The sequence below is a fragment of the Rhizobacter sp. J219 genome (assembly GCF_024700055.1).
GTDB lineage: Bacteria > Pseudomonadota > Gammaproteobacteria > Burkholderiales > Burkholderiaceae_C > Rhizobacter.
On record NZ_JAJOND010000001.1, the window covers coordinates 3,811,225 to 3,837,104 of the forward strand.

The 25,880-nt window shown below is 68.8% G+C and carries 25 protein-coding genes and 1 pseudogene; 19 read left to right on the top strand and 7 right to left on the bottom strand.

The window, feature by feature from the left end:
- Positions 1–16 precede the first annotated feature (16 nt).
- Entirely contained in the window at positions 17–547 is a 531-nt protein-coding gene (locus LRS03_RS18020) for an RNA polymerase sigma factor (RefSeq protein WP_257827170.1), read from the bottom strand.
- Between the two features lie 141 nt (positions 548–688).
- Here LRS03_RS18020 and LRS03_RS18025 point away from each other — a divergent pair.
- From LRS03_RS18025 to LRS03_RS18035, 3 genes and pseudogenes are all read left to right on the top strand, one after another.
- Positions 689–1,403 (top strand): annotated as a pseudogene (locus LRS03_RS18025) (response regulator transcription factor).
- Between the two features lie 85 nt (positions 1,404–1,488).
- Entirely contained in the window at positions 1,489–3,018 is a 1,530-nt protein-coding gene (locus tag LRS03_RS18030) for a sensor histidine kinase (RefSeq protein WP_257827172.1), read from the top strand.
- Between the two features lie 276 nt (positions 3,019–3,294).
- Positions 3,295–4,053, top strand: a complete 759-nt coding sequence (locus LRS03_RS18035; protein WP_257829595.1) for a TSUP family transporter — start codon at positions 3,295–3,297, stop codon at positions 4,051–4,053.
- A 43-nt stretch (positions 4,054–4,096) separates the two neighbouring features.
- Here the strand turns inward: LRS03_RS18035 and LRS03_RS18040 are convergent, their stop codons facing one another.
- Positions 4,097–4,714, bottom strand: coding sequence for a TetR/AcrR family transcriptional regulator (locus LRS03_RS18040; protein ID WP_257827174.1), 618 nt, complete (start codon positions 4,712–4,714; stop codon positions 4,097–4,099).
- Positions 4,715–4,884: 170 nt separating this feature from the next.
- On the opposite strand from LRS03_RS18040, the gene LRS03_RS18045 reads away from it, so the two are divergent.
- A complete protein-coding gene (locus LRS03_RS18045; protein WP_257827175.1) occupies positions 4,885–5,700 on the top strand; it encodes an HDOD domain-containing protein in 816 nt (271 codons plus the stop codon).
- Here the strand turns inward: LRS03_RS18045 and LRS03_RS18050 are convergent, their stop codons facing one another.
- Positions 5,701–6,738, bottom strand: a complete 1,038-nt coding sequence (locus tag LRS03_RS18050) for a substrate-binding domain-containing protein (protein WP_257827178.1) — start codon at positions 6,736–6,738, stop codon at positions 5,701–5,703. It abuts the gene before it with no gap.
- A 113-nt stretch (positions 6,739–6,851) separates the two neighbouring features.
- Here LRS03_RS18050 and LRS03_RS18055 point away from each other — a divergent pair, with 113 nt between their 5' ends.
- From LRS03_RS18055 to LRS03_RS18085, 7 genes are all read left to right on the top strand, one after another.
- The gene (locus LRS03_RS18055) at positions 6,852–7,892 is read left to right on the top strand and encodes a glycoside hydrolase family 5 protein (RefSeq protein WP_257827181.1); all 1,041 of its coding nucleotides are present in this window, start codon (positions 6,852–6,854) and stop codon (positions 7,890–7,892) included.
- Positions 7,893–8,210: 318 nt separating this feature from the next.
- Positions 8,211–9,485, top strand: coding sequence for an ABC transporter substrate-binding protein (locus LRS03_RS18060; protein ID WP_257827183.1), 1,275 nt, complete (start codon positions 8,211–8,213; stop codon positions 9,483–9,485).
- Between the two features lie 36 nt (positions 9,486–9,521).
- Positions 9,522–10,511 (top strand): carbohydrate ABC transporter permease, encoded by a 990-nt coding sequence (locus LRS03_RS18065; RefSeq protein WP_257827185.1) that lies wholly within the window; start codon positions 9,522–9,524, stop codon positions 10,509–10,511.
- Positions 10,508–11,377: a carbohydrate ABC transporter permease gene (locus tag LRS03_RS18070; RefSeq protein ID WP_257827186.1), complete on the top strand. Its 870-nt coding sequence runs from the start codon at positions 10,508–10,510 to the stop codon at positions 11,375–11,377. Before LRS03_RS18065 ends, LRS03_RS18070 begins: the two co-directional genes overlap by 4 nt.
- 40 nt (positions 11,378–11,417) lie before the next feature.
- Positions 11,418–12,725 (top strand): GH1 family beta-glucosidase, encoded by a 1,308-nt coding sequence (locus LRS03_RS18075; protein ID WP_257827188.1) that lies wholly within the window; start codon positions 11,418–11,420, stop codon positions 12,723–12,725.
- A gap of 22 nt (positions 12,726–12,747) precedes the next feature.
- Positions 12,748–13,839 (top strand): ABC transporter ATP-binding protein, encoded by a 1,092-nt coding sequence (locus LRS03_RS18080; RefSeq protein WP_308296442.1) that lies wholly within the window; start codon positions 12,748–12,750, stop codon positions 13,837–13,839.
- Positions 13,840–13,945: 106 nt separating this feature from the next.
- The gene (locus LRS03_RS18085; protein WP_257827189.1) at positions 13,946–15,163 is read left to right on the top strand and encodes a carbohydrate porin; all 1,218 of its coding nucleotides are present in this window, start codon (positions 13,946–13,948) and stop codon (positions 15,161–15,163) included.
- A gap of 78 nt (positions 15,164–15,241) precedes the next feature.
- Here LRS03_RS18085 and LRS03_RS18090 read toward each other — a convergent pair whose 3' ends face one another.
- Positions 15,242–16,393 (bottom strand): nucleotide pyrophosphohydrolase, encoded by a 1,152-nt coding sequence (locus LRS03_RS18090; RefSeq protein WP_308296443.1) that lies wholly within the window; start codon positions 16,391–16,393, stop codon positions 15,242–15,244.
- Between the two features lie 101 nt (positions 16,394–16,494).
- Here LRS03_RS18090 and LRS03_RS18100 point away from each other — a divergent pair, with 101 nt between their 5' ends.
- Positions 16,495–17,643: a sensor histidine kinase gene (locus LRS03_RS18100; RefSeq protein ID WP_257827190.1), complete on the top strand. Its 1,149-nt coding sequence runs from the start codon at positions 16,495–16,497 to the stop codon at positions 17,641–17,643.
- Here LRS03_RS18100 and LRS03_RS18105 read toward each other — a convergent pair.
- From LRS03_RS18105 to LRS03_RS18115, 3 genes are read right to left on the bottom strand one after another with little or no spacing between them, the layout of a single operon-like run.
- A complete protein-coding gene (locus LRS03_RS18105) occupies positions 17,582–18,532 on the bottom strand; it encodes a cupin domain-containing protein (RefSeq protein ID WP_257827191.1) in 951 nt (316 codons plus the stop codon). The genes LRS03_RS18100 and LRS03_RS18105 overlap by 62 nt on opposite strands.
- A gap of 13 nt (positions 18,533–18,545) precedes the next feature.
- Positions 18,546–19,250: a sigma-70 family RNA polymerase sigma factor gene (locus tag LRS03_RS18110; RefSeq protein WP_257827193.1), complete on the bottom strand. Its 705-nt coding sequence runs from the start codon at positions 19,248–19,250 to the stop codon at positions 18,546–18,548.
- Positions 19,251–19,277: 27 nt separating this feature from the next.
- Positions 19,278–19,697 (bottom strand): cupin domain-containing protein, encoded by a 420-nt coding sequence (locus LRS03_RS18115; protein WP_257827194.1) that lies wholly within the window; start codon positions 19,695–19,697, stop codon positions 19,278–19,280.
- A gap of 129 nt (positions 19,698–19,826) precedes the next feature.
- Between LRS03_RS18115 and LRS03_RS18120 the strand changes: the two genes are divergently transcribed.
- The 7 genes from LRS03_RS18120 to LRS03_RS18150 all read left to right on the top strand — a co-directional run bounded on the left by LRS03_RS18120 (position 19,827) and on the right by LRS03_RS18150 (position 25,817).
- Positions 19,827–20,309: an SRPBCC family protein gene (locus tag LRS03_RS18120; RefSeq protein ID WP_257827196.1), complete on the top strand. Its 483-nt coding sequence runs from the start codon at positions 19,827–19,829 to the stop codon at positions 20,307–20,309.
- Positions 20,310–20,408: 99 nt separating this feature from the next.
- Positions 20,409–20,897: a hypothetical protein gene (locus LRS03_RS18125; RefSeq protein ID WP_257827197.1), complete on the top strand. Its 489-nt coding sequence runs from the start codon at positions 20,409–20,411 to the stop codon at positions 20,895–20,897.
- 122 nt (positions 20,898–21,019) lie between these two features.
- Positions 21,020–22,030, top strand: coding sequence for a catalase family peroxidase (locus tag LRS03_RS18130; protein ID WP_257827198.1), 1,011 nt, complete (start codon positions 21,020–21,022; stop codon positions 22,028–22,030).
- 119 nt (positions 22,031–22,149) lie between these two features.
- Positions 22,150–23,229: an alkene reductase gene (locus tag LRS03_RS18135; RefSeq protein ID WP_257827199.1), complete on the top strand. Its 1,080-nt coding sequence runs from the start codon at positions 22,150–22,152 to the stop codon at positions 23,227–23,229.
- An 11-nt stretch (positions 23,230–23,240) separates the two neighbouring features.
- Complete coding sequence (locus LRS03_RS18140) at positions 23,241–24,140, top strand: DMT family transporter (protein ID WP_257827200.1); 900 nt, start codon at positions 23,241–23,243, stop codon at positions 24,138–24,140.
- Positions 24,137–24,943, top strand: coding sequence for a pirin family protein (locus tag LRS03_RS18145; RefSeq protein ID WP_257827201.1), 807 nt, complete (start codon positions 24,137–24,139; stop codon positions 24,941–24,943). Before LRS03_RS18140 ends, LRS03_RS18145 begins: the two co-directional genes overlap by 4 nt.
- Positions 24,930–25,817 carry a LysR family transcriptional regulator gene (locus LRS03_RS18150; RefSeq protein ID WP_257827202.1) on the top strand — a complete coding sequence of 296 codons (888 nt, stop codon included), beginning with the start codon at positions 24,930–24,932 and terminating at the stop codon, positions 25,815–25,817. The genes LRS03_RS18145 and LRS03_RS18150 overlap by 14 nt, the downstream gene beginning before the upstream one ends.
- Positions 25,818–25,880 lie beyond the last annotated feature (63 nt).

The following is a 25,880-nucleotide window of genomic DNA, read 5'->3' on the forward strand; positions in this document are numbered from 1 at the left end:
GCCCCCGCGATGGCCCTTAGCTCAGCAGCTGCTTGCGGGCGCGGTGCAGTCGCACGAAGAGGTTGTCTTCGCTGATCGCCAGCGCTTCGCACACCGCCTCGGTGGGCTGGTCCTGCAGCACCCGCAGCTCGACCACCTCGCGCAGGTTCGCCGGCAGCGCCTCGATGCGCGCGAGCGTCTGGCGCAGCGCCTCGCGCTGGGTGGCCACCTCGTCGGGCTGCGGTTGGGGGCAGGCGATGGCCAGTGCGGCGCTGTCGTCCGGGTCTTCGTCGAGGCTCTCGAGCCCCACGCGGCTGCGCACCAGATCGACGATCTTGTGCTTGAGGATGGCGGTGAGCCAGGAGCGCAGCGCCGCGCGGCCGGCAAACGCGGCCCGGCCGGAGATCACCGCCTCGAACACGTCGTGCACCACGTCTTCGGCCAGCATCGGGTCGTGCAGCTTGCGCTGGGCGAAGCGCACCAGGTAGCTGCGGTGCGAGACCATCTCGGTCCACGCGACCGGCAGGAAGGTGGGCGGGGCGGCGAAGGCAGTGGCGGCGGCGGTCATGGGAGCTCTCCTCGGAGGTGTCTTGCAATGGGGAGCACTGTCGCGATCCCACCTCGCGCCCACCTCACCGAACCTCACAGGAAGATCACATTTGCGTCAGAAGCCCGTCAGATGGCGGGGCCTCGACACGACAATCCCGCCATGCCCGCCACCATCCTCGTCGCCGAAGACCAGACCGACATCCGCGAGCTGATCGCGATGAACCTGCGCAGCGCCGGCTACGAGGTGCAGGCGGTGGCCGACGGGCCCGCGGCCCTCGCCAGCCAGGCCGAGGTGGCGAGCGACCTCTTGATCCTCGACCTGATGATGCCGGGCCTAGACGGGCTGGAAGTCTGCAAGGCGCTGCGCGCCCGCGGCCGCACCACGCCCATCCTGATGCTCACCGCCAAGGCCACCGGAGCTCGACCGGGTGCTCGGCCTGGAACTCGGGGCCGACGACTACCTGACCAAACCCTTCTCGCTGGCCGAACTGCTGGCGCGGGTGAAAGCGCTCCTGCGCCGCGCCCACCTGCAGCGCGCCGCGCAGCAGGGCCAGGCGGCGCAGACCGGCTCGGTGCGCAACGGCGAGCTGGAGATCCTGCCCGCCAAACGGCGCGTGCTGCTGCGCGGGGTGCCCATCGACTGCACCGCGCTCGAGTTCGACCTGCTGCTGTACTTCGCCAGCCACCCCGGCCATGTGTACTCGCGCTCGCAGTTGCTCAACGCGGTGTGGGGCTACAGCCATGACGGCTACGAGCACACGGTGACGACGCACATCAACCGGCTGCGAGCCAAGCTCGAAGTCGATCCGATGCGGCCGGAGTTCATCCTCACGGTGCGCGGGGCCGGCTACAAGATGCGAGAAGCCCCGACATGACAGCCCCTCGCCCGACGAGTACGTCGGTCGATCCCCCGAGGGGATGCGGGCCGGCTTGGGAGCGGCCCGGCGCTCGGCCCGCCTCATGAGCGTCCGCCTCAAGCTCGCCCTCACGATCTTCGCCACCGGGCTGGTGACGGCGCTCGCGGTGCTGGCGACCGTCGTCGTTGCCTTCCAGCGCTTCGAGCACGAGACCGCCTTCCAGCGGTCGTCGGCCTTCCTCAGCCGCGTGGTCGCGACCTACGACAACCTCTTCGAGCTGCACGAGCGGCACCCCGACGACTTCCAGACCTTGCTCAAGAACCTGGTGCTGTTCGAGGCCGACACCCAGCTCTACCTGCTCGACACCGAAGGCCGGGTGCTCGCCAGCACCGGCTCGGTGGTGCTGCCCCCGGATTTCCGCGTCGCGATGGGTCCGGTGCGCCAGGCGGCCTCGACCACGCCCAGCCCCTACGTGATGGGCGACGACCCGGAGCGCATGGACGCCGATGCGGTGGTCGCCGCCCGCGCACTGTCCCGGCGTGCCATCCGCGGCGACCAGCCGATCGCCGGCTACCTCTACCTCGTCTGCCACAAGGAGGGCCTGCCGGCGAGCCGCTGGCAGGCGCTGCGCAGCGCCTTCGCGCGGCCGGCGATGGGCCTCATCGTGGCCATCATGACGCTCACCACCCTGCTTGCCGCGCTCGTGATCGCCTCGGTGACGCGCCCGCTGGAGCGCCTGACCAGCGCCGTCGCTGCGCTGTCGATGCGCGGGCTCGACAAGGAGGCGCTGCAGGAAGGTGCGGCCGAAGCCCAGCCGCTGCTGCCCCCCGCCACACGCGACGAATTCGGCCAGTTGACGCTCGCCTTCGGCGCCATGCTCACCACCCTGCGCCAGCAGTGGGACGCCCTGCGCCGGCTCGACCACTTCCGCCGAGAAGCGGTGAGCAACCTCTCGCACGACCTGCGCTCGCCGCTCACCGCCACTACCGCCTGCCTCGAGACGCTGCAGGCGCGCTGGGCTGGCGACCCCACGCGCGACGACGACCTGCGCATGGCCGAGATGGCGCTGCGCAACACCCGCAACGCCGCGCGCATGGTGCAGGCGCTTGGCGACCTGGCCACGCTCGACGAGCCGAGCTTCCGGCTGCGCACCGAAGTGGTCGACCTCACCGAGCTGGTGGCCGACGTGGGCGCGCGTTTCGCCGAGCGCGCGGCGCAGCGCGGCGTGGCGCTCGACGCCCTGCACCGCGACCAGCCGGTGGCCGCCGCCGTCGACATCGAACTGTTCGAGCGCGCGCTGGCCAACCTGGTCGACAACGCCCTCAAGTTCTGCGGCCCCGGCAGCCGCATCACGCTGTGTGCCGACGCCGAGGGCGGCGAGGTGGCGGTGACCGTGGCCGACACCGGCCCGGGCATCCCCGCGGCCGACCTGCCCCACCTCTTCGACCGCTTCTACCAGGCGCGGCAGACGGTGGCCCCCGCCACCGGCGAAGGCGGCAAAGGCCTGGGCCTGGCCATCGTCAAACGCATCGCCGAGCTGCACGGCGGCCGGGTCGAAGTGCTGAGCGCACCGGGGGAAGGCACGCGCGTGCACTTATATCTGCCACGGGATCTGCCAAACGCTGCGCGCTGACGCGCCCGCGCCCCAGGATGGCGCAGGAAAACCCCTAGTGTGTGCGCCAGGGCACCGCCCTAAAGTCCGCCCACTCGCGGCCGGCAGGCAGATCTGCCGGGCACTGGCGGGGGTCTGAGGAGACATTCAACGCGTCAAGGGCTAGTGCCTGCAGGCGCACAAAAGCTGGCGCCCAGAAGGCGACACGGCCGATGACAAAATCCAAAGGCGCCGGGGCAACCTGGCGCCTTTGTTATTTCCGGCCCCTGCTCTGCCCTCTTTCTGGACGCTGCGCCCCTGGAACTCCTCACCGTCACCCTGGCCTCGCTCTTCGCGGGCTTCGTCGACGCCATCGTCGGCGGCGGCGGCCTGATCCTGGTGCCGGCGCTGTTCAGCGTCTTCCCGGGTGCTGCACCGGCCACCCTGTTCGGCACCAACAAGGGCGCCTCCGTCTGGGGCACTGCCTGGGCCACGCTGCAGTACGCCCGGCGGGTCGAACTGCGCTGGGCCGCGCTGCTGCCGGCGGCGGGCGCGGCCTTGGCGGGCAGCTTCGCCGGCGCCTGGGCGGTGACGCTCGTGAGCGCGAGCGGCCTGCGGCGCCTGCTGCCCTTCGTGCTGCTGGGCGTGCTCGTCTACACCCTGGTGCGCAAGGACCTCGGCCGCCACCACGCGCCGCGCTTCAGCGGCCGTGCCGAAGCGGCGGTGGCGAGCGCGCTCGGTGCAGTGATCGGCTTCTACGACGGATTCTTCGGCCCCGGCACCGGCAGCTTCTTCGTCTTCGCCTTCGTGCGCCTGCTCGGCTACGACTTCCTCAGCGCGAGTGCGAGCGCCAAGCTGCTCAACACCGCGACCAACGCGTCGGCGCTGGTGCTCTTCGCCTTCAAGGGCCATGTGTGGTGGCACATCGCCGCCGCCATGGCGGTGGCCAACGTGGTCGGCAGCCTGCTCGGCACGCGGCTCGCGCTGAAGCACGGCGCGGGCTTCGTGCGTGGGGTCTTCATCCTCGTGGTCTCGGCGCTGATCGCCAAGACCGGATGGGACGCGCTGAAGCTCTAGACCGTCGCCCTGGCGCGGGCCCCGTCACCGCGCGGTTGCTTCGTTAGTCCGCGTAGGAGAAGCTGCGGTAGGTCGAGATCAGCCGCTGGTAGGCCGAGGTGGCGCGCTCGTGGGCCAGCGGGTCGCGCACGAAGCGTGACTCGTGCAGGAAGCCGATCATCAGGCTGTTGATCTCGAAAGTGAGCTGGCTCGGGTCGGTCTCGGGACGCAGGTGGCCTTCTTCGATGCAGCGCACGATGGCGCCCTTGAGCAGCACGCGCCAGGCCATCACCGCGTCGAGCAGCTCGTCGCGCAGGTTGCTGTCGACGTGGTCGAGGTCGAAGGCGGCGGTGGCGTGCAGGCCTCCGGCGAAGGCGTTCTCGCCGGTGCCGCGGCCGATCCACAGGCGCATGATCGCGTTCAGGCGCGGCAGGCCGCGTGGTGCGCTCAAGGCGGGGGTGAACACGTTGGCCACGAAGATGCGGCTGTATTCCTTGATCACCATGCTCTGCAGCGCCTCGACCGAGCCGACACGGGCGAACACCCCGCTCTTGCTGATGTCCATGCGCTTCGCAACTTCGCCCAGCGTGACGGCCTGCAGGCCCTCCACGACGGCGATCTGCAAGGCAGTCTTGATGATGGCTTGGAGCGTCTGTTCGCTTTTGGCGAGCTTGATGGTCATGAGTCGACCCTCTTTGCGGGGATGACTGGCAGTATAAGAAGCCACGCGCCAAATGGCACGGCCGTTCTTGAAAGCGATTGAAGGCCTGCTTTGGGTGGTCTGTTTGGTTGATCAGCCCGGCCCTGCGCTCGTAGCATGGACCGTGAAGTACTGACTTTGATGGAGGCCCCATGCCCGTGGACCCCAAACTGCGCTCCCTGAACATCGACGTGCCGGCCCAGCCGGAAGTGCTGGTCAAGCTCTCGCTGCTGCTGGCCGACGACGAGGTCGACCTGCCCACGCTCGGCCGGCTGGTCGAGTCCGACATGGCGCTCGCGGCCGCGGTGATGAAGGCGGTGAATTCTTCGCTCTATGGCCTCAAGGGCCGGGTGCAGAGCGTGCAGCAGGCGGTGATGTACCTGGGTACCCGCGAAGTGGCGGCGGTGACCTTCGAATTCGGCTTGCGCGCCGTCTTCCCTGCCGCGCCGGAACTCGAAGCCGTGTGGCAGCGCGCCAGTGTGCGCGGCCTCCTGATGGGCCGCATCGGCCAGGCGCTGAGCGTCGACCCCTGGGGCGCGCACTCGGCCGGCCTCTTCGAAGAATGCGGCAAGGCGGTGCTCTTCAAGCACGCGCCCGAGGCCTACCAGCCGATGCTGGCCTCGTCGACCAACGACATGGAACTCGTCGAGCGTGAATACGAAGCCTTCGGCGTGAGTCACGATGCGCTGGGCGCGTCGCTGTGCGAAAGCTGGGGCCTCGGGCCCGCCGCGGTGGCGAGTGTGCGCCACCATGTGCGCGTCAATGCGCTGCGCCAATTGCCGGCGCAAGCGCCGCGGCGCGCCATCTGTGCGCTGTCGGCCCTGGCGAATGCACTGATGACCGACCCCGATTCGCTGGACGAAGTGGCGCAGCATGTCGCGCCGCAGGCCATGCTGGACCAGACTCTGGTGCTGCGCGGAGCGCGGAAAGTCCAGCAGCAGATAGAAGACGCCGCGGCGCGCGGCTGATCAGAGACGGCGGGTCGTTTCTCGCACGATCAACTCCAGCGCCGGCAGCTCGATCTCGGGCACGCGGTGCCCGAGCATGTTGAGCAGCGCGTGCGCGGCAAAGAGCCCCATCTCGTAGATCGGCTGGCGCACCGTCGTGATCGGCGGCGTGAGGTAGGCGGCGGCGGGCAGGTCGTCCACCCCCACCAATGACAGGTCGTCGGGCACGCGGATGCCGCGGCGGTACATCGCCACTCGTGCACCGAAGGCGGTCTGGTCGTTGGCGGCGAACACTGCGGTGAACGGGTGGCCGCTGTCGAGCAACCTGTTCATCGACAGGAGGCCGCCGCTTTCGAGAAAGTCGCCCTGCACGATCAGCTCGGGCGCCACCTCGATGCCGGCTTCTTCGTGCGCGCGGCGGTAGCCGGCCAGTCGCTCGGTCGCGTCGAAGTGGTCGCGCGGGCCGGCGATGTGGGCGATGCGCTTGTGCCCGAGGCTGATCAGGTGCCGTGTGGCGATGTAGCCGCCGTGCTCCTGGTCGAGCTGGCGGCTGCGCAGGTTGGGTGCGTTGAGCTGGCGGCCGGTCACGACGATGGGCTGGTGGCGCGCGAAGTCGACGATCTGCGCGTCCTCGAGGTGGCCGGTCAGGATCACCAGGCCATCGATGCGGCGCGCGAGCAGCAGGCGGATGCGTTCTGCTTCTTCCTTCGCGTTCCAGTGGCCGCTCACGATGATGGGCGCATAGCCGCTGCCCGACAGGCCCTCCTCGATGCCGCGCATCGCGCGGTTGAAGAAGGGGCTCTCGATGTCTTGCGTCAGCACACCCACCGTCATCGTGGTGCCGGTCTTCAGGCTGCGCGCGAAGAGGTTGGGCTTGAAGTCGAGCTTGCGAATCGCGTTCTCGACCGCGGTGCGTTTGTCGGAGGCGACCCGCGCGGTGCCGTTCAGGATGCGCGAGACGGTGCTGGCGGAGACACCCGCTTCGCGGGCCACGTCGAGCAGCGTGACGGTCTCGGGGGTGCTGGCGCTCTGGGGGCTCTGGCGGTCGTCGAGGGTCACGGCGTCTGGGCGCAAGAGGAATGTGGGCAGGATGGCGCGCAGGATGATAACGTTTTCAAGCCGCTTGCGCGGTGCCCATTGAGTGACCCAAACGACACAAGCAGGAGACATCCATGCCCACCCCGTTCCCCCGCAGGGCTCGCTGGCTCGCCGCCGGCCTGGCGCTTGCGGCGCTGCCCGCCGCTGCCTGCAACTTCGAGCAGCCGCCGCAGGCGCGCGCTGAAAGCTGCAACCGCCTGCTCGCGAGGAGCATCAATTTCGGCAACATGCTCGACCACGCCCGCGAAGGGATGGCCGGCCCGGCACTGCGCGACGAGTTCATCGCACTCACCGCGAAGGCGGGCTTCACCGCCATCCGCCTGCCCATCCGCTGGGACGCACAAGCCGCCGACAAGCCGCCCTACACCATCGACCCCGAGTTCTTCGCGCGCATCGACGGCGTGGTGAAACTCGCGCTCGAACACCGGCTCGCCATCGTGCTCGACATGCACCACTACACCGGGATGATGAGCGACCCCGACGCCGAGCGCGACCGCTTCCTCGGGCTGTGGAAGCAGGTCGCCGAGCACTACCGTGACGCGCCGGCGAGCGTGATCTTCGAGGTGCTCAACGAGCCGCACAACAAGCTCACGCAATCGAAGTGGAACGACGCGCTCGCGGCCGTGCTGCCGGTCATCCGCGCGAGCAATCCGCAGCGCACGCTGATCGTCGGCGGCGCCGAGTGGAACAGCCGGCGCATGCTGGGGTCGCTGGCATTGCCGAAAGACGACCGCAACCTCATCGCCACCTTCCACTACTACGAGCCGATGGAAGTCACCCACCAGGGCGCCGAGTGGGTGAGCGGGGCTGCCGCCTGGATGGGCAGCACCTGGCGCGGCCGCGAGCCCGAACTGCGCGCCTTGCGCGAAGCCTTCGACGGCGTGGCCGACTGGGCCCGGCGCGAGCAGCGGCCCATCTACCTGGGCGAATTCGGCGCCTACTCGAAGGCCGACAACGCCAGCCGCCTCGCCTGGACGCGCGCCGTGCGCGAGCAGGCCGAGGCGCGCGGTTTCTCGTGGGCCTACTGGGAGCTGGCGGCTGGCTTCGGTGTGCTGGAACCGCGCTCGCTGGCATGGCGGCAGCCCCTGCTCGACACCCTCTTGCCGCGTCGCTGAAGGGCCGCGACTGTGTCGCCCGCAAGACAAGGGCTTTCCCTAGGTTTGTGGCTTTCTGGGGTTTCCCGTGTTGACACCTTCCGGCCCGCGGCGATGAAATAAGCGCCGTTGTGAAATCGATTTCACATGAAATCGAGTCACATCCCCGCCCTCCACGCGGCCCCGTTTGCCCCTTCTTGCCCAGGGGAACGCAAACGGGCCGCCTCAGGCGGCCGACTGCGCGGCGCATGTGATCGGGTTACATGCTCCGCATTTCGTGAAAACGATGCCAAGCGTTGGCGACGACGCTTGGGACCGAGCCCAGACGAGGAGACAGAGATGAAAAACATGATCAGGCCGCTGCTGCTGGCCATTGCCGCCGTGATGACCGCCGGGGCCGCCCAGGCCCAGAACAAGGTGACCATCACGGTCGCCTCCTTCCCCGACCTCGACCGCGGCGTGAAGGCCGCAATTCCGCTGTTCCAGAAGATCAATCCGAACATCGAGATCAAGCTGGCGTCGCTGGCCTACCCCGACCACCACACGGCGATGACCACCGCGCTGGCCACCGGCGCCAACCTGCCCGACGTGATGGCGGTCGACAACGACTTCATCGGCAAGTTCGCCGAGTCGGGCGGCCTGGAAGACCTGGCCAAGGCGCCCTACAACGCCATGCAGTACCGCGCGAAGGTCGCGAAGTTCAGCTACCCCCAGGCGATGAGCGGCACCGGTGCGCTGAACGCGATGCCGGTCGACATCGGCCCGGGCGCCATGTTCTATCGCAAGGACCTGACCGACAAGGCCGGCGTCAGCGAAGCCGATCTGACCAAGAGCTGGGAGTCGTACATCGAGGCCGGCAAGAAGGTGAAGGCCGCGACCGGCGCCTACATGCTCGGCAACGCCGTCGACATCAAGGACATCTACATCCGCTCGGGCCTGAAGGACGGCGAAGGCGTGTACTTCGACAAGAAGGGCCAGCCGCTCGTCACCAGCGCCCGTTTCGTCAAGGCCTTCGAGCTGGCCAAGGCCGCGCGCACCGCTGGCATCGACGGCAAGATCGGCGCTTGGTCCAACGAGTGGACCGAAGGCTTCAAGCGTGACCGCATCGCGTCCCAGATGATGGGTGCGTGGCTCAACGGCCACCTGACCAACTGGCTCGCGAAGGAGCAGGCCGGCAAGTGGCGCTCGGCCCAGCTGCCCAACAACTCGTTCGGCTACTGGGGCGGCTCGTTCTATGCCATCCCGAAGAAGGCGCAGAACAAGGCCGCGGCGTGGGAGTTCATCAAGTTCCTCACGCTCAACAAGGAGATGCAGCTCGAAGCCTTCCGCAAGCTCGATGCCTTCCCCTCGCTGATCGAAGCGCAGAACGATGCCTTCCTCGACCAGCCCATCGAGTACCTCGGTGGCCAGAAGGCACGCCAGCAGTGGAAGGTCGCGGCCGACAAGATCCAGGCCATCGCCGTCGACAAGTACGACCCGGTGGCGCGCGAGGTGGTCAACGCCGAGTCTCGAAAAAGTGCTCGAACAGAACAAGGACATCAAGACCGCCCTCGCCGACGCACAAGCCACGCTGAAGAAGCGCGTGCGCCGCTGATCCCCGGCCCCAGAGGATGAAGAAGAGAAGAGTCTGGGCGCGCCATCATGCAAGCCATGTCTGAACCCTTGACCCCGGAGGCGTCGACTGCGGCGCCGACCGCGCCGCGCCGCAAGCGCACGAACCTTCGTGCCCGTTTGCGTGGGTGGGCGCCCTACCTCTTCATCAGCCCCTTCTTCGTCATCTTCCTGGTGTTCGGGCTGTTCCCGCTGCTGTTCTCGGTCTACCTGTCGTTCCACCGCTGGGAGCCGGCCGCCGGCCTCTCGGCGATGAACTGGGTGGGCTTCGAGAACTACGTGTACATCGTGTTGAACGACGACTGGTTCCACAAGTCGCTCTATAACACCGGCTGGATGGCCATCGTCTCCGGGCTGCCGCAGCACCTGGTGGCGCTGCCGCTGGCCTTCTTCCTGCACACCGCCTTCGGGCGCTGGCGCAACACGGTGACCGGCATCTACTTCCTGCCCTTCATCACCTCGAGCGTGGCGATCTCGCTGGTGTTTTCCACCCTCTTCTCGCGCGACTTCGGCGTGGTCAACGCGAGCATCGCGCAGCTCGCGCAGCTGCCGGTGTTCAGCTGGTTCCTGCCCGAGCAGAACATCGACTGGGGCCAGCCGCAGTACACGAAGTGGATGATCTCCTTCGTCGTCTTCTGGCGCTACGTCGGCTGGAACACGGTGCTCTACCTCTCGGCGATGCAGACCATCCCGAAAGACCTCTTCGAAGCCGCCACGATGGACGGCGCCACCCGCTGGCAGCAGTTCCGCCACGTCGTGCTGCCGCTGCTGCGCCCGATGATCTTCTTCGCGGTCACGCTCACCATCATCGGCAACCTGCAGCTCTTCGAGGAGCCCTTCATCCTGACGGGCGGCACCGGCGGCATCGACCAGGCCGGCAAGACCGCCGCCATGCACATGTACGCCACCGCCTTCGTCGACGGCGACTTCGGCACCGCCTCGGCCGTGGCCTGGCTGCTCTTCATGCTGATCGCCGTCGTGACCTGGCTCAACAACAAGCTGCTCGGGCAGAAGGAAGACAAGGCATGAGCACGATCGCCCTGCCTACGCCGCGCCGCGGCCACTCGAAGGGCATCCACCCGAGCCAGATCGTCGCCTACGCGATCGTGCTGGCCGGTGCGGTGCTGATGCTCGCGCCCTTCTACTTCATGTTCATCTTCGCGACGCACAGCGACCGCGAGATCCTGTCGCTGCCGCCGCCCGTCTGGTTCGGCGACCACTTCGACGACAACCTGAAGCTGCTGCTCGAGCGCCTGCCGCACTGGTGGCACAACCTCGGCTGGAGCGTCTACGTCGCCCTCGCCGTCACCGCCGCGAATCTCTTGCTGTGCTCGCTCGCGGGCTATGCCTTCGCGATGTTCGAGTTCCGCTACAAGAAGCAGCTCTTCCTCTTCGTGATGGGCACGATGCTGCTGCCGAGCTTCGTCGGCATGATCCCCACCGCGCTCATCATGAGCTGGCTCGGCTGGATGAACGAGCCCAAGGCGCTCATCGTGCCGGCCGCCTGCGGGGCTTTGGGCATCTTCATGATGCGGCAGTACATCGCCTCGGCGATCCCGCGCGACCTGCTCGATGCCGCGCGCATCGACGGCTGCAGCGAGTTCGGCATCTACGTGCGCATCGTGCTGCCGCTCATCGGCCCCGCGCTCGGCACGCTCGGCCTCGTGACCTTCATCGCCTCGTGGAACAACTTCATGGGCCCGCTCATCGTGATGCGCGACATGGAGATGTACACGGTGCCGCTTGCGCTGCGCTCTCTGCAGGGCACGGGGCAGACACCCTGGGGCGCCATCTGCGCCGGCTCGTCGATCGCAGTGCTGCCGCTGCTCGTCATGTTCGCGCTCGCCTCGCGCCGCCTCATCGAAGGGCTCACCGCCGGTGCGGTGAAGGCCTGACCCTCGTTCAACCCATTCGGATCTCCAAGGAACCCGACGCGTGACTGTCTCGAAGAAATTCCCAACCGGCTTCTCGTGGGGCGTCGCCACGGCTGCTTACCAGATCGAAGGCGCGGCCCGCGAAGACGGCCGCGGCCCCTCGATCTGGGACACCTTCTCGCACACCCCCGGCAACGTGCACAAGGGGCACACCGGCGACGTGGCCTGCGACCACTACCACCGCTACCGCGAAGACGTCGACCTCATCGCCTCGCTCGGCGTCGACGCCTACCGCTTCTCGATCGCCTGGCCGCGTGTGCAGCCGCAAGGCCGCGGCGCCTGGAACGACAAGGGCCTGGACTTCTACGACCGGCTGGTCGACCGCCTGCTCGAAAAAGGCCTCAAGCCGCACGCCACGCTGTACCACTGGGACCTGCCACAAGCCCTGCAGGACGTGGGCGGCTGGGCCACACGCGAGACCGCGCAGCGCTTCGCCGACTACGCCGAGCACATGGGCCGTCGCCTCGGCGACCGCCTGGCCACGCTGTGCACGCACAACGAACCCTGGTGCACCGCGATGCTCGGCCACGCCATCGGCCAGTTCGCCCCTGGCGCACGCGACCGGCAGCTCGCGGTGCAGGTGGCGCACCACCTGCTGCTCTCGCACGGCCTCGCGCTGCAGGCGATGCGGGCGGCGGGCGTGAAGGCACCGCTCGGCATCGTGCTCAACCAGTCGCCCGCCACGCCGGCCACCGACTCGCAGGCCGACCGCGACGCCGCCGAGCGCGAGTACGCGACCTTCGTGCGCTGGTTCATGGACCCGATCTTCCTGAAGCGTTACCCCACGGCCCCCGGCGTCAGTCTTTATCCGGTGGCTGATGAAAACGATTTCGACACCATCGCCCAGCCGCTCGACTTCCTCGGTATCAACTACTACACGCGCATCTGGGCGAGCGCCGCCCAGCCGCCAGTGCCCGCGCCCAAGCTCGCCGGCGAGAGCGACATGGGCTGGGAGAACTACCCGCAAGGCCTCACGGAGCTGCTGGTCAAGATCAACGCCGACTACTCGCTGCCGCCGCTCTTCATCACCGAGAACGGCACCGCCGTGGCCGATGTGGTCGTCAACGGCCGCGTCAGCGACCAGCCCCGCATCGACTACCTGCGCACCCACCTCGATGCGCTGCGGGCGGCGATGGACGCCGGCGTCGACGTGCGCGGCTATTTCTACTGGAGCCTGCTCGACAACTACGAGTGGAACTCCGGCTACGACAAGCGCTTCGGCCTGATCCACGTCGACTACGAGACCCAGAAGCGCACGCCGAAAGACAGCGCGCACTGGTACCGCGACTTCATCGCGCAGAACCGCTGACCCCCGAGGAAAGGAAATCACCATGTCCACCCTCACCCTGCGCAGCGTGCGCAAGAGCTACGACGACGGCGCCGAGGTCATCAAGGGCGTCGACCTCGACATCGCTGACGGCGAGTTCACCGTCTTCGTCGGCCCCTCGGGCTGCGGCAAGTCGACCCTGCTGCGCATGATCGCGGGGCTGGAAGATATCTCCGCCGGCGACATCTTCATCGGCGGCGACCGCATCAACGACGTGCCACCCGCCGAGCGTGGCGTGGCGATGGTGTTCCAGAGCTACGCGCTTTATCCGCACATGACGGTGGCCGAGAACATGGGCTTCGCGTTGAAGCTCGCCGGCCAGCCGAAGGCGCAGGTGAAGGAGGCGGTCGGCCGCGCCGCCGAGATCCTGCAGATCACGCACTTGCTCGACCGCAAGCCCAAGGCGCTGTCGGGCGGTCAGCGCCAGCGCGTGGCCATCGGCCGCGCCATCGTGCGCAAGCCCCGTGTCTTCCTCTTCGACGAGCCGCTGTCGAACCTCGACGCCGGCTTGCGCGTGCAGATGCGCATCGAACTCTCGCGCCTGCACCAGGAGCTGGGCACGACCATGATCTACGTGACCCACGACCAGGTCGAGGCGATGACGCTCGGCGACCGCATCGCCGTCTTCAACGGCGGGCGCATCGAGCAGGTGGGCTCGCCGCTGGCGCTCTACGACAAGCCGGCGAACCAGTTCGTCGCCGGCTTCCTCGGCTCGCCGCGCATGAATTTCATTCCCTGCACCGCCGAGCGCAGCGAGCGTGATGCCCTGCAGCTGCGCATGGGCGACGCGGGTGCGGTGCGCCTGCCGGCGCCGCAACTGCGCGTGGCCAGCGGCAGCCTCGTGCTGGGCATCCGCCCCGAGCACCTGCAGCTCACGCAAGCCGGCGACGGCCTCGCCGCACGTGTGGCCCTGCTTGAACACCTGGGCGACTCGACCATCGTGCACGCCACCCTGCGCGGCAGCGAGCACACCGTCGCGCTGCGCGTGCCGGCCGACCACCCCCCGCTGTCTGCTGGCGACGACGTGGGCCTCGCGCCCCAGCCCGGCCGCTCGCTGCTGTTCCAACCCGACGGCCAGTCGGTGTCGATGCACTAGACCCCGCCACCCGGAGCCCGTACCGATCTCCCACCCGGGCCGCAAGGCCTACCACCACCGCCGCAAAGACGGCACTCACCACCCACGAAAGAGACGAGGAGCAACCATGAAGACCCTTCCCCTGTTCACTGCCCTGGCCCTGGCAGGCGCTGCCGGCAGCGCGCTCGCGGCACCGCCCGTCGAGTTCTCCGGCTACTTCCGCGCCGGTGTCGGCGTCAACACCGCCGGCGGCAACCAGGTCTGCTTCGGCCTGGCCAATGCCGACACGAAATTCCGCCTCGGCAACGAGTGCGACTACGTGATCGAGCCCACCTTCGACGCCAAGCTGGCCGAGTACGAAGGCTCCGCCTGGCACGTGCGCGTGATGCCCAGCGTCTACAAGGCATGGGATGCCGGCAGCGCCCAGAACACCAGCAACGGCCCCGACACCTTGACCACCCGCTTCGGCCAGATCTATGCCTACGGGCAGAACATCAGCCAGCTGGCCAATGGCCGCGTGTGGGCGGGCCGCCGCTTCTACAACCGCCTGCAGACCGGCATCAACGACCAGTTCCTCGAGAACAACGACGGCAACGGTGCCGGCCTCGAAGACATGGACCTCGGCATCGGCAAGCTGAGCGTCGCGTTCATGATGGACCCGAACAACGACGCCTTCAACAACCGCATGTCGCTGCCGATCCGCATGACCGGCATCAAGACCGTGCCCAACGGCGAGCTGTCGATCTACGTCACGCCGTCCAAGCAGCTGAAGACCGCGAACCAGACCACCACCCCGCCGGCCGAACCGGCCGACCAGCCCAACGGCCTGGCCGTCGGCGTGTACCAGAAGCTCAGCGGCACCATCCTCGGCGGCGACTCCCTCATCGGCGTGAAGAGCGACAAGTTCGGCGACCTGAAGAACACCCGCGTGGTCTTCCAGCAGGGCATGAGCGTGGGCGGCACCGCGGTCGACTTCATCACCGAGTACCGCGTGCGCAAGAACACCGGCAACACCGGCAACAAGTGGTTCATGATCGGCGCGCGCACCGACACGCACCTGTCGGGCCCGTTCCGCTTCCTCGCCGAAGTGGGCCATGACCAGGTCAAGCCCGATGGCGGCGGTGCCAAGCAGAACCTGACCAAGGGCACGCTGGCCGTAGCGGCCTCGGCCGGCAAGGAAGCCGGCTCGCGCCCGACCGTGCGACTCTTCGTCACGCACGCGATCTGGAACGACGCCGTGCGAACCGCCGGCGCCGGCGGCTTGAGCTCCACCAACGCCCGTCAGGTGTTCGGCGACAAGAAGTCTGGCACCTCGGTGGGTGTGCAGGCCGAATCCTGGTGGTGATTCGAACCTGCTAAGGGAAAAGAGAGCGTTGGCCCGGTTGGCGGAACCGGGCCTTTTTTTCTTGTGGGCGCCGCGAGCTCATTGCTGCGCGAACTTCGGGTACGACACACCCGTCACCGAGCTGACCTTGACCACGCCCTCGCTGACGAGCCGGCCCAGCACCGCCTCCACGGCGTCGTCGGTGGCCTCGCTTCCGAGCAGGGACTTCAGCAGGCGCCACAGCGACTTGGTTTTCGTGGGCCGCTGCTCGCCCATGCGGCGCAGGTTGTCGACCAGGCGCTTGACCGGCGCAGCGCTGCTCGGGGTGCGGGTCTTGCGAGCGGCCGGTGTGGCCTTCTTGGCCGGCGCCGGTGTCTTGGCGGCGGCCTTGGGCGCCGCGGGTGCGGGGGTCGATTTCTTCGTCGCCGCTTTTTTGGCCGGGGCCTTCTTGGTGGGTGCGGGTGCTGGTGCCGGTGCGGGTGGAGCGATGGCCGCCTTCTTCGCTGGCGCGGCCACGCGCTTGGCCCGCGTCTTGGCGGCGGATGTGGTGCGCTTGGCCGTCACGTGCCCGAGCTGACGCGCGGCGAAACCCATCGCCCTCGCGTGCTCCAGCATCGGCTCGTAGCCCTTGTCGTTGGCCACGACGACCAGCGCCGCCGACGGGTTTCGCGACGCGATGTACCCCATGTAGAACGACAGGTGGAAGTCGAGCGCGTTCTTGCCGGTCTTGCTGATGGGCACGGGTGTAACGGCGTCGCCAAAGCCCGCGAAGTGTTTATCCACCTCCCGCTGGTGAGGCCCGTGGAACACCCACACCTGGCTCGCGTCCGGCACCAGCGCGCGCAGTTCCTCCTCGCTCGGCTGCACGTTCTCGTAGTCGAGCAGCACATGCACGCCGGGCACCGCGGCATTCACCTGCGACACGCGGGCGATGGAGCGCACGGGCGGGTACTTGCGGGCGTTGTGTGCCAGCTTGTGCGTGGCCGCCTGGGCGATGTCGACCTCGCAGTGGTCGGCCACCTGCAGCAGGTACAAGAGCACATCCGCGATCTCGCCGGCCACGCGCGCCTTCTTGTCGGCATCGAGGCTCACCGCCTGCGACTGCTCGGGCGTCATCCACTGGAAGATCTCGGCCAGTTCCGCGGCCTCCACCATCAGCGCGGTCGACAGGTTCTTGGGGGTGTGGAACGGCTGCCAGTCCCGCTCGGCGGCGAAGTGGCGCAGCTCGGCCTGCAGTTCAGAGAGATTCATCCTCTTGCCTTCGGTATCGGTGAAGGGGCATCTTGCCAGCAACCCCGTGCCCGACACCGGCTGCGGCGTAGGGTCAAGCCCCCGGAGATGCAGAATGGCGAATGCGCCTGTCCAAGTTCATCAGCGACAACCTCGATGCGATCCTGGTGGATTGGGTGGCGTTTGCGCGCAGCCAGCTGCCCGCGGCGGCCAACATGAGCGAGGTCGCCCTGCTCGACCACGGGCGACTCATCCTGCAGGAGATCGCCGCCGACATGCGGCGCCCGCAGGACAACGACGAACGGCAGGCGAAGTCGGAAGGCAACGGCGCGCTCGCGTCGCGCTCCCACGATGTGGCGTCGCGCAGCCATGCCCGGCAACGCGAACAGCAGGGCTTCGAGATCGAACAGATGGTGGCCGAGTACCGCGCACTGCGCGCGACGGTGCTGCGCCTGTGGATGGCCGACGCCCCCGCCACACATGTCGAGGACCTGGAAGACCTGACCCGCTTCAACGAAGCGGTGGACCAGGCGATCGCCGAATCCTTGCAGGCCTTCGTGGCCGAGGTCGATCGTTCGCGCGATCTCTTCCTCGCCATCCTGGGCCACGACCTGCGCGGGCCCTTGAGCACGATCGCCAGTTGCGCGACGCTGGAGCGGCGTCAGCGTCCCGACGATTGCGCCAGCGCGGTCGTCATCCTGCGCAGCGTCGGGCAGATGAAAGCGCTGCTTGACGATCTCGTCGAATACACGCGGCATCGGCTCGGCTCCGCGCTCGCCATCGACCCCGCCTGCCTGCAGCTGGATCAGTTCGCCCGCGACACCCTGGAGGAGATCGCCGCCTTCAGCCCGGGGCGGGCCCTCGAGCTCGACGTGCGCGGCGACATGCAGGGCGAGTGGGACGCCCGGCGACTGCACCAGGCGCTGTCCAACCTGGTCTTCAACGCCTTGAAATACGGCTTTGCGGGCACCCCGGTGCACATCGCTCTCGATGGCACGCGGCCCGACGAGGTGGTGCTGGCCGTGCGAAACACCGGCAAGCGCATTCCCGCGGACACCGCCGCCACCCTCTTCGACCCGCTCGTGCGGGCGGCCGACGACGGCGCCGATTCCCAGCTGGCCGGGGCCAACCTCGGCCTGGGCCTTTATGTCGTGCGGGAGATCGCCAAGGCCCATGGGGGCAGTGTCGACGTCAGCTCGGACGACACCGTCACCTGCTTCGAGATGCGGTTGCCGCGAACCTGCGTGCGCCGGGCCGGCAGCGCGCCCTGACCGGCGCGGGCGTGCGGCGCCGCCTCAGGTGAACTGCAGGTCCAGGTCGCCGTGGGCGTAGATCACGACGCCGGTGTCGGTCTGCGTGATGCGGTGGCCGCTGCCTGCGGGGGGCGAGCTGGTAGTCGCCGGCCTGCAGCAGCAGGTCGTCGAGGAAGAGTTCGCCTTGCACCATCAGGCATTCCTCGTCGTGGCCGTGCGTGTGCTGCGGGACCGCGGCGCCCGGCTCGGCGAAATAGAGCAAGGCCGCCTGGCCGGCGTGCTGCCACAGCACGCGGCGCTGGATGCCCGGCGCGAAATCGGGCCAGCCGGCGTCGGCGTCGCGCACTGTGAGCGGTGTGCCGCTCGCGGAGGTGCCACCCGCGAAAGAGACGGCGGCCGATTCGCGCAGGAACAGCAAGGCCGGGGTGTCGGCCTGCCAGCTGGGCGTGGCAGCCCCGGCGGGGGCCACGTGGTAGTCACGCAGGCCGAAGTGCTGCCCACCCGACTGCAGCTGGCCGGCGACCACCAGCCATTCGCGGTGACGGGTCTGGAGCACCGCCTCGCCGCCGAGCAGGGCCGCATCGAGCCGTGCGCCGGCGGCCAGTTCGACCAGGCGGGCGCGCAGCGGTTCGCCGCGCCGCTGGCCCTTGCCTTCGTAGAGCGTCTGCGCGCTGACGCCGGCCGCCAGCACCACACGTGGGGCACGCCCGCGGCGTGTGGTCACCATGCCGGCTTCCGCAGCCTGCGAAGCAGCCACACGCGCCATCAGCTTCGTGCGCAGGCCGGGGCTCGCGCCGGGGTGGGCCCAGGCGTCGGCAAACGGCGCGTCGAGCAGCGGCGACCATTCGGCCGCCGGCCCTTCGGCGGTGGCCAGTGGCATCGGGGCGTTCGGGGTCCAGGGTTTCATCGGGCGGGATTCTTCATGAAGCCAGCGAGCGCAGGGCCTGCGAGCCCAGCGCCTCGCGCAAGGTGGCGAGGGCGCGGCGGATCTGCGACTTCACCGTGCCGAGCGGCAGCTCGGTGTGGCTGGCGATCTCTTCATGGCTCAGGCCGCGGAAGAACGCCAGCGCCACCAGCTGCCGCGGCTGCGCGTTGAGCAGCATCAGCGCGCGCTGCAGCTCGGCGTGGCCGCGCGCCACGTCGAGCAGGTCGTCGTGGCCGGGGTCGTCGGCTTCCACCTCGGGGGTCGTCTCGGCATCGAGGCTGTCGTGCTGGAAGCGCGACTCGTGGCGCACCGCGTCGATGGCGCGCGAGCGCGCCATGTTGAGCAGCCAGGTCAGTGCCCTGCCGCGCGCCGGGTCGAAGCGCGGTGCCTGGCGCCAGACCTGGAAGAAGGTGTCTTCCACCACCTCTTCGGCCAGCGACGCGCGCCGCACCACCCGCAGCACCACGCCGTAAACACGCGAGAGCGTGGCGTCGTAGAGCGCCGCCAGCGCACGTTCGTCGTGGTCGACGATGCGCGCGATCCAGGCGGCGATGTCGGCGTCGCTCGCGGCCGCCTCCAGCGGGCACCGTGGCGGGCTCTCCGGCGACTCGGCCTGCACCGCTTCCTGCGGCGTGTCCGCATCGTCGAAGAGCACGGCAGGGTCGTCGGGGGTGATCATGAGGGCGGCGGTGGCGTTCATGTTCGCGTGTACGCCGGCCAGGCCCGATCAGATGCAGGCCAGCGCATGCCCGAGTTCGGGAATGGCGCCGCGCAGGAAGATCGTGGCCCCGGTCGTGGTGCCGATGGTGGCGTGCAAGGCGCCCTGGTGGGCCACGTGGTAACCCCCAGGCCCGATCTCGGTGCGGCTGCCCACGCGCAGTCGGCCTTCGAGCACCACGCATTCCTCGTCGAGCGGGTGGCGGTGGGCGGGCAGCGTGGCGCCGGCGTCGAGCTTCAACAGGTACGACAGCACCCCCTCGTGCTCGCGCAGCACCTTGAGCGCGATGCCGGGGGCGAAGGGTTGCCAGGTGCCTTGGTGGGCGTCCACGGTGAGGTGGGTGTCGTCGGCGTCGGCCACGCGCTCCAGCAGCCGCGCCTTGATCTGGCGCGCCTGGGCGGGGGCGACCGGGGGGGTCGGGCGGGTCATGCCTTGTCTACGGCGCTACCCGCGATCCGGATGCATCCGCCGGAGCGCGCCGGCCGTATGGCAGGCATACCCAACCCAGGAGACCACGATGAGCGCCGTTGCCGAACTCCACCCCCGCCTGGCCGCCTGATGGCCGGCAGCCGCCACTTCGATCTGGTGAGCCACTGGCGCATCGACGCGCCGGTCGAGCGTGTGTGGTCCGCCCTCACCGAGCCCGAAAGCTGGCCGCGCTGGTGGCCCTACGTGCGCTCGGTGCGCCTGCTCAAGGTCGGGGGCGCCGACGGCGTGGGCAGCGTGCGCCGCATCGAGTGGGCCACCCGTCTGCCCTACGACCTGGTGGTGGAGGTGGAGGCGATCGAGTCGCTCAAGCACGAGCGCCTGCGCGGCCGCTCGCGCGGGCAGCTGCGCGGCGAGGGCCTGTGGCTCTTGCGCAGCGACGGCGGCAGCACCGACGTCACCTACGTCTGGCGCGTGGAGCTGGTGCAGCCCTGGATGCGATGGCTGGCGCCGCTCCTGGCGCCGGTGTTCCGCTGGAACCACCGCGGCGTGATGCGCGCCGGCGGCCTGGGCCTCGCAGGCCATCTGGGGGTCAGCTCGCGCGTCCTCTGCTGAGGCCCTCAAGAGGGAGGCCCTGTCGGGTGACACAAACACGTGACAGGCGGGTGCTGCGTAGCTATAACGTTAGTCCTCGTCATCACGAGGAGGCGCGCCATGATCGAACCGTTCCTGAAAGGACTCCTTCAGGCGCTGAGCGCTGCCGGGCCGCTCGAGACCGTCAAGCTGGTCGTCAGCATCTTGGGTCTTCTCGGCCTGCTGGGCCTGGTGGCGACGCTCATCTCGATGAGGGCCTCGGTCTGCAACCAGATCTATGCGAGGTGGCAAGCGCTGCTCTTCAAATATGGAGACACCGCTGGCGCCCATCAAACGCTCTCCGAGAAGCGCTATGAGCCCGGGATTTCCCGCCCGGCCGGCCACCACATCGCAGTGGCCTACCTGAACCTGTTCGAAGAGGCCTTTCACTACCGCAACTCGCGGATCCTCATCTTTTGGCACCTGCTGCCCAAGCCCTTCTGGGTCTCCATCGAAAACTCGATGCGCAAGCAGTTCAAGCAATATCCGTATCTGCAATCGCTCTGGGTCGCCGAGCACAGCAGTTGGTCCGAAGACTTCAACGCGTTCGTCCGCTTGAAGATCCTGTAATCGCCTGATGTTGTGTAAGCCAGGCGGGGCTGGCGCGACTACGTCGTGAGCCTTGCTGAAGAACCGGCGTGACGGCTGGCTCGCTGTTTCCTGACATCGCCTCGCCCCAAGGAACCACGACCATGACCCAGCTGATGCTCACCGCCGTGGCGGCAGCCGCTGCCACATTGACCTCGACCGCTTTCGCGCAGCCGCCTGCGCCGGTCGACCCCAACACCTTCCTCAACCAGTTCGAATCCACCTTCGGCAAGTTCGAGGGCTACCGCCGTTCGGGGGCCAAGGGCATCTGCGCGATGGGCGAGTTCGTCGGCACGGCCGAGGCGCGTGCGCTGTCGACGGCCTCGGCCTTCAGCGGCAAGGCGGTGCCGGTGATCGTGCGCTTCTCGGTGGGCGGCGCCAACCCGAAGGCGCCCGACAACGCCCGCTCGCAGCGCAACCTCGCGCTGCAGTTCAATCTGCCCAACGGCGAGCAATGGCAGATGGGCAACATCTCGGCGCCGGTGTTCGGCGCGGCGACTCCGGAGCAGTTCTTCGGCCGGCTCGCCTCGCTGCAGCCCGACCCCGCGACCAAGATGCCCGACGCGGCCAAGGTCAAGGCCTTCGCCGAGGCCAACCCCGAGGTGCTGCTGCAGGGCAAGTACTTCGCCTCGCAGCCGGTGCCGGCGAGTTTTGGTGCCGTCAACTACTGGGGCGTGCACGCGTTCGGCTTCGTCAACGCGAGCGGGGCCAAACAGTTCGGCAAATGGATCTTCGAGCCGGTGGGAGGCGTGCAGGGCCTGAGCGACGACGAAGCCAAGGCCAAGGGCCCGAGCTTTCTTTTCGACGACCTGCGCCAGCGTGTGAAAGAGGGCAAGGTCGCGTTCAACTTCAACCTCGAATTGGCCCAGCCCGGCGACAAGCTCGACAACGCCACCGTGCCGCTGCCCGAGGGCCGCAAGAAGGTCAACCTCGGCCTGCTGAAGATCACCTCTGTCTCTGAGGATGCCGGCGGTGCCTGCCTGACCATCACCTACAACCCGATGGTGCTGCCCAAGGGTGTGGAGCCCTCGGCCGACCCGATGCTCGCCGCACGCGCCGCGCCGTATGCGGTCGGCCTCGGGCGCCGGCTGACGGAAGGGGCGAAGCAGCAGTAGCCTCGCGGCGATCGGGCCCCGCCATTCGTTCCGGGCCCGCAAGAATCAACTTCCTCCCGAGGGCTGTTTCGCTTGCAGCTGCTTTCCTAGAGTGCCTCCACCCACTCCAGGAGCACTTCATGCGAGACCCTCTCTTCACCCCCTTGCAGGCCGGCGCGCTTGCGCTGCCCAACCGCGTCGTCATGGCGCCGATGACCCGGTCCCGCGCGCTGGACGATGGCAGCGTGTCTGCGATGACGGCCACCTACTACGCCCAGCGGGCCTCGGCCGGCCTCATCATCACCGAAGGCCTTTTCCCCGAGGCGATGGGCAAGGGCTACGTGCGCACGCCGGGTCTCGCCACCGACGAGCAGGCGGCCTCATGGGCGCGCGTGACCCGTGCCGTGCACGCCGCGGGCGGTCGCATCGCGGCGCAGCTGATGCACGTGGGCCGCATCAGCGATCCACTCTTCCTGCCACATGGCTCCACACCGGTCGCGCCCTCCGCGGTGCGACCGCAGGGCAGCTCGTACACCGACCTCGGCGCGCGGCCGCACATCACGCCCCGCGCGCTGGAGCGCACCGAGATCAAGCGCATCGTCAACGCCTACGCCACCGCCACCGAGCGTGCGCTGGAAGCCGGCTTCGACGCCGTCGAGCTGCACGCGGGCTCGGGTTATCTGCCGATGCAGTTCCTGAGCAGCCGCACCAATCACCGGCTCGACGAGTACGGGGGCGATGTGCTGGCGCGGTCGCGCTTCCTCCTGGAGGTGCTCGACGCGATGGTGGCTGTCGCCGATGCGGGCCGCGTGGGCCTCAAGCTCACGCCTGAGCTGCCGTTCAACGACATCGCCGACGACACGCCCGAACTCACCTACACCACGCTGATGCGCGAGGTGGCCCAGCGCGGCATCGCCTTCGCCGAGGTCGTGTCAACCGGGCCGATCGACTGGCATGCCCTGCTGCGGCCGCTGTTCGATGGCGCGTATTTCCTCGGCGGAGGCCAGACACGCGACAGCGCCGTGGCGCACTTGCAGGCCGGCCGCGCCGACGCGGTGGTCTTCGGGCAGGCTTTCATCGCCAACCCCGACCTGCCGCGGCGCCTGCTCTCCGGTGCACCGCTGGCCAGCGCCGACCGGGACACCTTCTACAGCCCGGGGCCGCAGGGTTACGTGGACTACGTCGCCTGGTCCGACGCCGCCGCGTTGGCCGCGGCGTGAGGAGGCTCGCAATGGCACCCGCACGCCATGTGCTGCCCCTGCTCGTCGCCACGGGCGTGGCGCTCGGACTGGGCATCCCGCTTGCCAAGTTCGCCGCACAGCACGGTGTGCAAGCTCTGGCCTTCGCCACCTGGCCCACCTGGGCGGCGGGGCTCGTGCTGGCCGTGCTCGGCGCATGGCGCGAGGGCCACCCCCCGGCCCGATGGCAGCTCGTGCGCTTTGGCTTTGTCGCCGGCCTCTTCGGGCATGCGGCGCCGATGACGGCGCTCTACTGGCTCACCCGCGAGACGGGCGCCGGCTTCGCGGCACTCGCCTTCACGCTGCCGCCCGTTTTCACGCTTGCCATCACCCTCGTGCTGCGCCTGCAGGCGCTGACCGCGATCCGCCTGGTCGCGGTGGCGATGGGGCTTGCCGGTGCGCTGCTGCTCGTGCTCGGCCGGGATGCGCAGGGTGCCGTCGGCCTAATGCCCTTGCTTGCGGTGATCGCCATCCCGGCGTTGATCGGGGGTGCCAACGTCTACCGGTCGCTGCACCTGCCCCGCGACACGGGCGGCGCGTGGCTCTCCGCGGCCACATTGCTCGGCTCGGCCGTGCTGCTCACACTCTACGGCGCGTTCACCGGTGCGCTGCCGGTGCCGTGGACGGCCGAGGCGCTCATGGCGCTGGCCGGCCAGGCGGTGGTGCTCGTCGGGGGCTACCTGCTGTACTTCGCGCTGCAGCGCCGGGCGGAGCCGGTGACCTTCAGCTTCATGGGCTATGTGTCGATGCTGACCGGGGTGCTCGCGGGCACGCTGCTCTTCAGCGAGGTGCTGCACTGGACGACGTTGCCGGCGCTCGCGCTGATCTTGCTCTCGCTCAAGCTGGTGGTGAGCGCGCAGCGGCACCCGATCGCCGCCGGAGCGGCGCCGTGAGCGAGCGGCATCGCGGCTGGCAGGTGCGCCGGTCGACCGAGCGCGGCCACCTGGCGCTCGATTGGCTCGACGCGCGCTTCAGCTTCTCGTTCGGGGATTGGCAAGACGCCAAGTGGCCGCGCTTCGGCCCGCTGATCGCACTCAACGAAGACCGGGTGCAGCCGCGCACCGGCTTCGCGATGCATCCACACCGCAACCTTGAGATCCTGATGCTGCCGCTCGCCGGCGCCGTGGAGCATCGGGACGACCGTGGCGGCCATGCGATCGTGACGCCGGGCGAGCTTCAGTTCATGCGTGCCGGACGAGGCATCCGCCACAGCCAGCACAACCCGCTGCACGACGAGGTCGATCGGCATCTGCAGGTCTGGATTGCCCCTCGCACGCGCGGCTTGCCGCCCCAGGTGGCGCAGGTGCGTCTGGCCTCGCAAGCGCGGGGCTGGATGGTGCTTGCCGCCGCCGCCGAGGCACCGGTCATCGTCGAGGCCGACGTCGAAGTGACCCTGGGTGACGCAGCCCCCGGCCACGGGCTGCGGCGGGCGGCGAAACCCGGCCGCGCGCACTACCTGCAGGTGATCGACGGGACATGGCGCGCGGAGGTCGGCCCCCGCGGCGAGGCCGCATCGCTCTCGGCCGGCGATGCGCTCGTGCTGCTCGACGATGCGCTCGACGCCTGGCTGCTGGCCGAAGGTGATGCGCCGGGGCGGCTGCTCGCCTTCGAGGTCGCGTTGGCCGACGTGCTCGCCACACGCCCCGCCCGGGCCGCAGAATCGGGACCGCAGGAGGGCAGGAATGGATCAACTTGACGCGATGCGCAGCTACTGCCGGGTGGTCGAGACGGGAAGCTTCGCGGCCGCCGCGCGACTGCTCGACACCTCGCCCTCGGCCATGACCAAGGTCGTGCAGTCGCTCGAAACCTGGACCGGCTGCCGGCTGCTTTCGCGCACGACGCGCAGCATGGCCCTCACCGAGGCCGGACGCCGCTTCTACGAGCACTGCCTGGCCACGCTGGCCGAGACGGATCGTGTGCTCGAGGAGTTGCGCGCGGCCGACCGTGGCCCGAGCGGCCGTCTGGTGATCAGCGCGCCCGTGTCCATGACGCTCGGCTTCCTCGCGCCGCACTTCCATGCCTTCCAGGACCGGTACCCCGCCGTCGAACTCGAGGTGCGGCTGAACGATCGCCCAGCCGACCTGGTGCGCGAAGGTGTCGACGTCGCGCTGCGTGGCCGCGCCGGGCTCGAAGACTCGAACCTGGTGGCCGTGACGCTGATGCAGTTCGACCGCGTGTTGTGCGCATCGCCCGCCTACTGGTCGCGCAGAGGCGTGCCCGCTCAACCGCAGGACCTGTCGACGCACGACTGCCTGGCCTACCTGCTGGGCACCGACGCCACGCGCTGGCGTTTCGAGCGCGAAAGCGACGTTCAGGACGTGGAAGTGATCGGGCCGATGCGCAGCGACAACTCCCTGCTGCTGGTCGACGCCATGCGCGCCGGCCGTGGCGTGGGCGTCGTGCCGCGGCCTCTCGTCGAAGCCGATCTGCGCGACGGCCGACTCGTTGCGGCGCTCGCCGACTGGCGGCTCGAACCGCGCCAACTGCACGCCGTCTACGCCACGCGCGAGTTCCTGCCGCAGCGCGTGCGTGCGTTCGTCGATTTCATGAAAGAGCGCTTGGCCGCCTGAGCGGCGCATGCCTCGGTGCCCGTTTCGGATCGCCCGGCATGACCGCAGGGTCCCGGCCCCTCC